This is a genomic window from Pseudomonas sp. AGC41, assembly GCF_057334555.1.
This window is the reverse complement of the sequence record NZ_JBHFJB010000039.1, coordinates 49,258-56,570: the sequence shown is the minus strand read 5'-3', so window position 1 is coordinate 56,570 and position 7,313 is coordinate 49,258. Positions and strand designations below refer to the sequence as shown.

General features: G+C 59.9%; 5 protein-coding genes. 1 reads left to right on the top strand and 4 read right to left on the bottom strand.

From position 1 onward, the window contains the following. Positions 1-124 precede the first annotated feature (124 nt). Complete coding sequence (tadA, locus tag ACE04F_RS07240) at positions 125-622, bottom strand: tRNA adenosine(34) deaminase TadA (RefSeq protein WP_486105600.1); 498 nt, start codon at positions 620-622, stop codon at positions 125-127. Next, on the bottom strand, positions 622-1,998 hold the full coding sequence (locus ACE04F_RS07235) for a multicopper oxidase family protein (protein WP_486105599.1): 1,377 nt from the start codon (positions 1,996-1,998) through the stop codon (positions 622-624). The genes tadA and ACE04F_RS07235 overlap by 1 nt, the downstream gene beginning before the upstream one ends. 248 nt (positions 1,999-2,246) lie before the next feature. Here ACE04F_RS07235 and ACE04F_RS07230 point away from each other — a divergent pair, with 248 nt between their 5' ends. Beyond that, a complete protein-coding gene (locus ACE04F_RS07230; RefSeq protein WP_486105598.1) occupies positions 2,247-3,899 on the top strand; it encodes a S8 family peptidase in 1,653 nt (550 codons plus the stop codon). Positions 3,900-4,024: 125 nt separating this feature from the next. Here the strand turns inward: ACE04F_RS07230 and guaA are convergent, their stop codons facing one another. Continuing rightward, on the bottom strand, positions 4,025-5,602 hold the full coding sequence (guaA, locus tag ACE04F_RS07225; RefSeq protein ID WP_305499016.1) for a glutamine-hydrolyzing GMP synthase: 1,578 nt from the start codon (positions 5,600-5,602) through the stop codon (positions 4,025-4,027). A 78-nt stretch (positions 5,603-5,680) separates the two neighbouring features. Then, on the bottom strand, positions 5,681-7,150 hold the full coding sequence (gene guaB, locus ACE04F_RS07220) for an IMP dehydrogenase (RefSeq protein ID WP_305499015.1): 1,470 nt from the start codon (positions 7,148-7,150) through the stop codon (positions 5,681-5,683). Positions 7,151-7,313 lie beyond the last annotated feature (163 nt).

Sequence of the window (7,313 nt, the reverse complement as noted above, 5' to 3'; positions counted from 1 at the left end):
CCCGCTGGGCTGCGCAGCAGCCCCAAACCCGTCAACACGATGCACCTGGAATAACCGGTCAGCAGGTTTTACGACTGCTGCGCAGCCGAGCGGGAGCAAGCTCCCTCGCCACAGGGTTGTGTGCTCAATCTTGGGATCTGGCTCGCCTGGCCTTGAAGAATTCACTCAACACCGCGCTGCACTCCTCCGCCAACACCCCGCCCTCGAACATCACCCGATGGTTCAGAAAGCCCTGGGTGAAAAACTGGTCCTGGCTCTGCACGATCCCGGCCTTGGGTTCCAGCGCCCCGTAGACGACCCGGGCGATGCGTGAGTGGACGATGAGGCCGGCGCACATGCTGCACGGTTCCAGCGTCACATACAGCGTGCTGCCAGGCAGGCGATAGTTGCTCACCGCCTGGGCAGCGGCGCGGATGGCGACCATCTCGGCATGCGCGCTGGGATCATGGCCACTGATCGGGCAGTTGAAGCCACGCCCGATGATCTCACCGTCCTGCACCAGCACCGCGCCCACCGGCACTTCGCCCAGCGTGGCGCCTTGGGCGGCGAGGGCCAGGGCTTCACGCATGAAATCCTGGTCACGGCTGCGGTCGACGATCCTGGCGGGGCGAATCTGGCGCATCACGCCACCTCGATGGCGGCCATCAGACCGGTTTCCATGTGATCAATCACATGGCAGTGGAACATCCACACACCGGGGTTATCCGCCACCAGCGCCACCTGCGCCCGCTCGTTCTTGCCCAGCAGGTAGGTGTCGGTGAAATACGGAATGACCTTGTGCCGGTTCGACGCAATCACCTTGAAGCTCATGCCATGCAAATGGATCGGGTGTTGGTACTGGGTCATGTTCTTCAATTCGAAAATATAGCTCTGGCCTTTCTTCAGCGTGGCAATCGGTCGATCAGCGCAGGTCTTGTCGGTGATATCCCAGGCCTTGCCATTGATTTGCCACAGGCTCGGCGGCTTGCCATTGTCGACATTGACCGAGACCGAACCGACCCATTCGAAATTGAAGTTGAGTTTCTGCGCATTGGCCAGGTCCGGCTCGGCCACCGGGTTAGCCGGCAGCGCCGGCGGCCACTGGGTCGGTGCGTCATTGTTGGACACCGAACGCAGAGTCCCCAGGCGCACCGGGCCATTGCGCAACGACAACTCTTCACCGGCCGGCGGCGCCTTGATCGCCAGGCAGATGCGCATACCCGGGCCCAGCCAGTACTCCTTGCCCAACGGGCGCGGCGCGACGGGATTGCCGTCGAGCGCATAGATCTGCGCCTCGACGCCGGGGATATTGATGCGGTAAGTCAGCGTGTTGTCGAGGTTGAGCAAACGCACCCGGGTAATCTGCCCGGCCGGCAAATCAATCACCGCCTGGGGCACGCCGTTGATCGTCGACAGCCGCCCGGCGGTGCCGCCACGCGCCGCCTCGCGAGGGATGCTGAACGCGACGAACTCGCCCTGCTCATCCACATGCCAACTCTTGAGGCTCAACGTCTGCTCGTATTTGAAGCCGGTAGGCTCACGCTCTTCGATGATCAACGGCCCCACCAGCCCGCGTCCGAGCTCCTCGCTGCTGTTGACGTGCGGGTGATACCAATAACTGCCGGCATCCGGCACGCGGAATTTGTAATCAAAGTACTCGCCTGGCAATACCGGCAACTGCGAGACATATGGCACGCCGTCCATCTCCAGCGGCAGGCGGATGCCGTGCCAATGAATGGTCGTCGCGACCGGCAAATGGTTGATGAAACGCACCCGCAACCACTCGCCCTGGCGCACCCGCAATTCGGTCCCCGGCGCCGACGGACCAAAGGCCCAGGCCTGGGTCTTGTGCCCGGCCACCAGCTCGACATCCAGCGGTGCGGCGATCAACTCGTAATCGTGACCGGCCTCGGCATCGGCCATCTTGCCCAACCAATACCGCGACGCGCCTCCCGCCCCCACGCCAACGACAACAAGACCGGCCAGGCCACCGAGAATTTGGCGACGGGTGAAAGACATGAACGCGACTACCTCCGCATCTGCAACGGACCGATGGGTCCGCAAAAGGCGAATACGATACACCCGCAGATGAGAAACGGTAAGGGCGGCGCGTCGATTGGTCGCTACTCACATGCCGTCCAACAGGTCCGGTCACTCTGTTATTAATGAACGTACAGGGAAACACCACGCCACAGTTCCTGACTTTTAGCCAGAGAAAAACCGAAGGATGATCTAACCCCCAGCAAGTTGAACAACAGGAAACACCCATGGAAGAAATTAAATTCAACAGGAAAGATGAAGCCTCTTTTTACTTGAAAAAAAGTGAGGACATGATTGCAGTACGGACTCACTCGAAAAAACCGATAGGCACAACGATGCAGTCCGAACATTCGATCGACTGCACGAACGATTGTGAATGTGTAATGGAGTTTCCAAACGCCGGGCTCGAAGTGTACAGGATCCCGGCAGGCCGCGATTCTTTGTCCTCCCGAAAGCAAACCCTGCGCATGTTACCGGATGTGCGCTTCGCGGGCACTGTACTGGTTGATCCAACGACCGACGAACCCGTCATCTACAGTGAAAATATCTTTATCCAGTTCATTGAATCACTCGATACAACAGAATGCCTGGAAATCATTGCCGCTAGCCAACTGGTCGTCAAGGAAGCTTTGGACTACGCACCGAACGCTTACTTTGTAAAAGCAAACGAGGGCAGTGGTACGCATATTTTTCAAATGGCGATGAACTTATTGAATCGCGAAGAGGTTCAGTACTGTCATCCAGAGATATTGCGCCAGCGTCGCAATCGCGCGATTCACCGCAATCAATGGCATCTGAAAAAAACCACTGTAACTTATGAAACTGAAGTGGATGCCAGCGCTAACGTTGAAGCGGCCCATCGATTAAGCGAGGGCGAGGGGATCACCATCGCTATTATTGATGATGGCTTCGACATTGATCATCCAGAATTCAGTGGCGTAGACAAGATTGTCGCGCCCAAAAATATCGGTGGTTACAAATCGAGTGACGACCCTCGGCCGAGAACACCCCGCGAATCCCATGGTACCGCTGCGGCCGGGGTCGCCTGTGCAAATGGGAACTACGGCGCCAGCGGAGTGGCCCCCAAGGCGAGGCTGATGCCGATTCGCCTGTATGCCCCACTAGGATCCATCAAAGAAGCTCATGCTTTTATCTGGGCCGCTAGTAACGGCGCGGATATCATTTCCTGTAGTTGGGGACCAGGCGACGGCGAATGGACAGTTCCATCCGACCCCCGGCATGACCAGGTTTTTCCTTTACCCGCCAGTACGCGGCTAGCCATCGACTACGCGGTCAAAATGGGCAGGAACGGCAAGGGCTGCCCGGTATTTTTTGCTGCGGGCAACGGTAATGAGAGCGTTGATAATGACGGTTATGCAAGCTACCGCAATGTGATTGCCGTCGCAGCGTGTAACGATCATAACCGGCGTAGCGCATACAGTGACTTTGGCAAAGCGCTCTGGTGTGCGTTCCCGAGTAGTGATATCTGGCATCCCGACCCCAACTTCAAACCCAGAGGCAGCCAACCTCTTACCCGTGGCATCTGGACGACTGATCTGCTCGGCAATGCTGGCGACAACAAAGCCTCTATCCACTCCGGGGATGCATGGGGAAACTATACAAATGCATTTGGTGGAACGTCCAGCGCATGCCCTGGGGCAGCCGGCGTCGCCGCCCTGGTACTGTCAGTCAACCCTGCATTAAGTTGGCACGAGGTACGCGACATCCTTGCCAAAACCGCAGATAAAATCACTCACCCGACAGATGGCAAGCGTGGAAAATATGATCGAAAGGGGCACAGCCAGTTTTACGGGTATGGTCGATTGAATGCCGAAAAAGCGTTGATACTTGCACAAGAAAAGTTGAGGAATACAGAATGAATGGTGTGCGCCTGATCTTGTCAGCGAACGGTTAAGACGGCCAGCCCCCAAACGCCAAAAGCCCGCAATCAAGCGGGCTTCTGGATGTTTCTCGCTACAGGGTGCCGGTCAGTGCCGGACGCCCATCATTCCCACTCAATCGTCGCCGGCGGCTTGCTCGACACGTCGTACGTCACCCGGGAAATACCTTCGATTTCATTGATGATCCGGCCGGAAACGGTTTCCAGCAATTCATACGGCAGGTGCGCCCAGCGCGCGGTCATGAAGTCGATGGTTTCCACGGCGCGCAGGGCCACGACCCAGGCGTAGCGACGGCCATCGCCGACCACGCCGACCGATTTCACCGGCTGGAATACCACGAATGCCTGGCTGACCTTGTGGTACCAGTCGGCCTTGCGCAGTTCTTCGATGAAGATGTGGTCGGCGCGACGCAGCAGGTCGGCGTATTCCTTCTTCACTTCGCCGAGGATCCGCACGCCCAGGCCCGGGCCGGGAAACGGGTGGCGGTAGACCATGTCGTAGGGCAGGCCCAGTTCCAGGCCGAGGCGACGCACTTCGTCCTTGAACAGTTCGCGCAGCGGCTCGACCAGTTTCAGGTTCATCTCTTCCGGCAGGCCACCGACGTTGTGGTGGGACTTGATCACGTGGGCCTTGCCGCTCTTGGCGCCGGCCGACTCGATCACGTCAGGGTAGATGGTGCCCTGGGCCAGGTACTTGATGTTGTCCAGCTTGCAGGATTCGGCATCGAACACGTCGATGAAGGTGCGGCCGATGATCTTGCGCTTCTTCTCCGGGTCGGACTCGCCGGCCAGGTTGTTCAGGAACTGCTCTTCGGCGTTGGCGCGGATCACCTTGACGCCCATGTTCTCGGCGAACATGGCCATCACTTGCTCGCCTTCGTGCAGACGCAGCAGGCCGTTGTCGACGAAGACGCAGGTGAGCTGGTCGCCGATAGCCTTGTGCAGCAGCGCGGCAACCACCGAGGAATCGACACCGCCGGACAGGCCGAGCAATACGTTGTCGGTGCCGACCTGGGCGCGAACCTGGGCGATGGCATCCTCAGCGATCTTGGAAGGCGTCCACAGGGCTTCGCACTCGCAGATGTCGAGGATGAAGCGCGACAGGATACGGCCGCCCTGCTTGGTGTGGGTCACTTCCGGGTGGAACTGCACGCCGTAGTAACGGCGATCGTCGTTGAACATGCCGGCGATCGGGCAGCTCGGGGTGCTGGCGAGGATGTGGAAGTCTTCCGGCATCTTGGTGACCTTGTCACCGTGGCTCATCCACACGTCGAGACCGAACAGGCCGTCGGCGTCGATGTGGTCTTCGATACCGTCCAGCAGGCGGCTCTTGCCAACCACGTCGACGCGGGCATAACCGAACTCACGCAGGTCGGAACCTTCGACCTTGCCGCCCAGCTGCTCCGCCATGGTCTGCATGCCGTAGCAAATGCCGAAGACCGGTACGCCGAGGTCGAACACCGCTTGCGGGCAGCGCGGGCTGTCGGCTTCGTGCACGGACTCGGGGCCGCCGGCGAGGATGACGCCTTTGGGAGCGAACTCGCGAATCGCTTCTTCATCCATGTCGAACGGATGCAGCTCGCAGTACACGCCAATCTCACGCACGCGGCGGGCGATCAGCTGGGTGTACTGGGAACCGAAGTCGAGGATCAGGATGCGGTGAGCGTGAATGTCGAGGGCCATGACTCATTCTCATGTAGTGAATCAGAAACAACTCGGGGCTGAATGAACAGCCCCGGTGATTAACGTTTTGCTGAAGCCTTAACCTACGCGGTAGTTCGGCGCTTCCTTGGTGATCTGTACGTCGTGGACATGGGACTCGGCCATGCCGGCGCCGGTGATGCGCACGAATTCCGGCTTGGTGCGCATCTCTTCGATGTCCGCGCTGCCGGTGTAGCCCATGGAAGAACGCAGGCCGCCCATCAGCTGATGGATGATCGCGCTCAGGGTGCCCTTGTACGGCACACGGCCTTCAATGCCTTCCGGCACCAGCTTCTCGGCACCCGCGGAGGAGTCCTGGAAGTAACGGTCGGAAGAGCCCTGGGCCTGGGACATGGCGCCCAGCGAACCCATGCCGCGATAGGCCTTGTAGCTACGGCCCTGGAACAGTTCGATCTCGCCCGGCGCCTCTTCGGTACCGGCGAACATCGAACCCATCATCACGCAGTAGGCACCGGCGACGATGGCCTTGGACAGGTCACCGGAGAAGCGGATACCACCGTCGGCGATCAACGGCACGCCGGTGCCTTCAAGGGCGGCGGCGACGTTGGCGATGGCGCTGATCTGCGGCACGCCGACACCGGCGACGATGCGGGTGGTGCAGATCGAGCCTGGGCCGATACCGACCTTGACCGCGTCGGCGCCAGCTTCGGCCAGGGCCTTGGCGGCTTCGCCGGTGGCGATGTTGCCGCCGATCACCTGCACGTCAGGGAAGTTCTGCTTGACCCAGCGAACGCGATCGATCACGCCTTTGGAGTGGCCGTGGGCAGTGTCGACCACCACCACGTCAACGCCGGCATTGACCAGGGCGGCGACGCGATCGCCGGTGTCCTTGCCGGTGCCGACCGCCGCGCCAACGCGCAGACGACCCTGGTCGTCCTTGCTCGCCAGCGGATAGGCCTTGGCTTTTTCGATGTCGTTGACGGTCATCATGCCTTTGAGGGCGAACTTGTCGTCGACGATCAGCACGCGCTCGATGCGGTGCTTGTGCAGCAATTCGCGGACTTCGTCCTTGCTGGTGCCTTCCTTGACCGTGACCAGACGCTCTTTCGGCGTCATCACCTGGCGAACGCTGGCGTCCAGGCGATTCTCGAAACGCACGTCACGGGAGGTGACGATGCCGACCAGGTCGCCATCGTGCAGCACCGGAACGCCGGAGATGTTGTGCATGCGGGTCAGTTCGAAAAGATCCCGGACCGTGGCGTCAGCCTCGATGGTGATCGGATCCTTGACCACGCCAGCCTCGAACCGCTTGACCTTGCGCACTTCGGCGGCCTGCTGTTCGATGGTCATGTTCTTGTGGATGATACCGATACCGCCTTCCTGGGCCATGGCAATGGCCAGACGGGCTTCGGTCACGGTGTCCATGGCGGCGGAAACCAGCGGGATATTCAGTTCGATGCCACGGGTGAGACGGGTTTTGAGACTGACTTCGTTAGGCAATACCTCGGAATAACCGGGCACTAGGAGAATGTCGTCGAAGGTCAGAGCTTCTTGGCTGATACGCAGCATCGCGGGGGCTCCCGAGCGGGAAAATGGAAGCGCGCCATTATACTCATGCACCCCGTCTGGCTCAATGTAAAACTCTGTCTATTATTGGCGGGGGGATTGAGGGGGGCTGAAACCACTGCACGCCCATCCAAACACTGGACGCCTTTTGTGGGGGGGGGGGGGG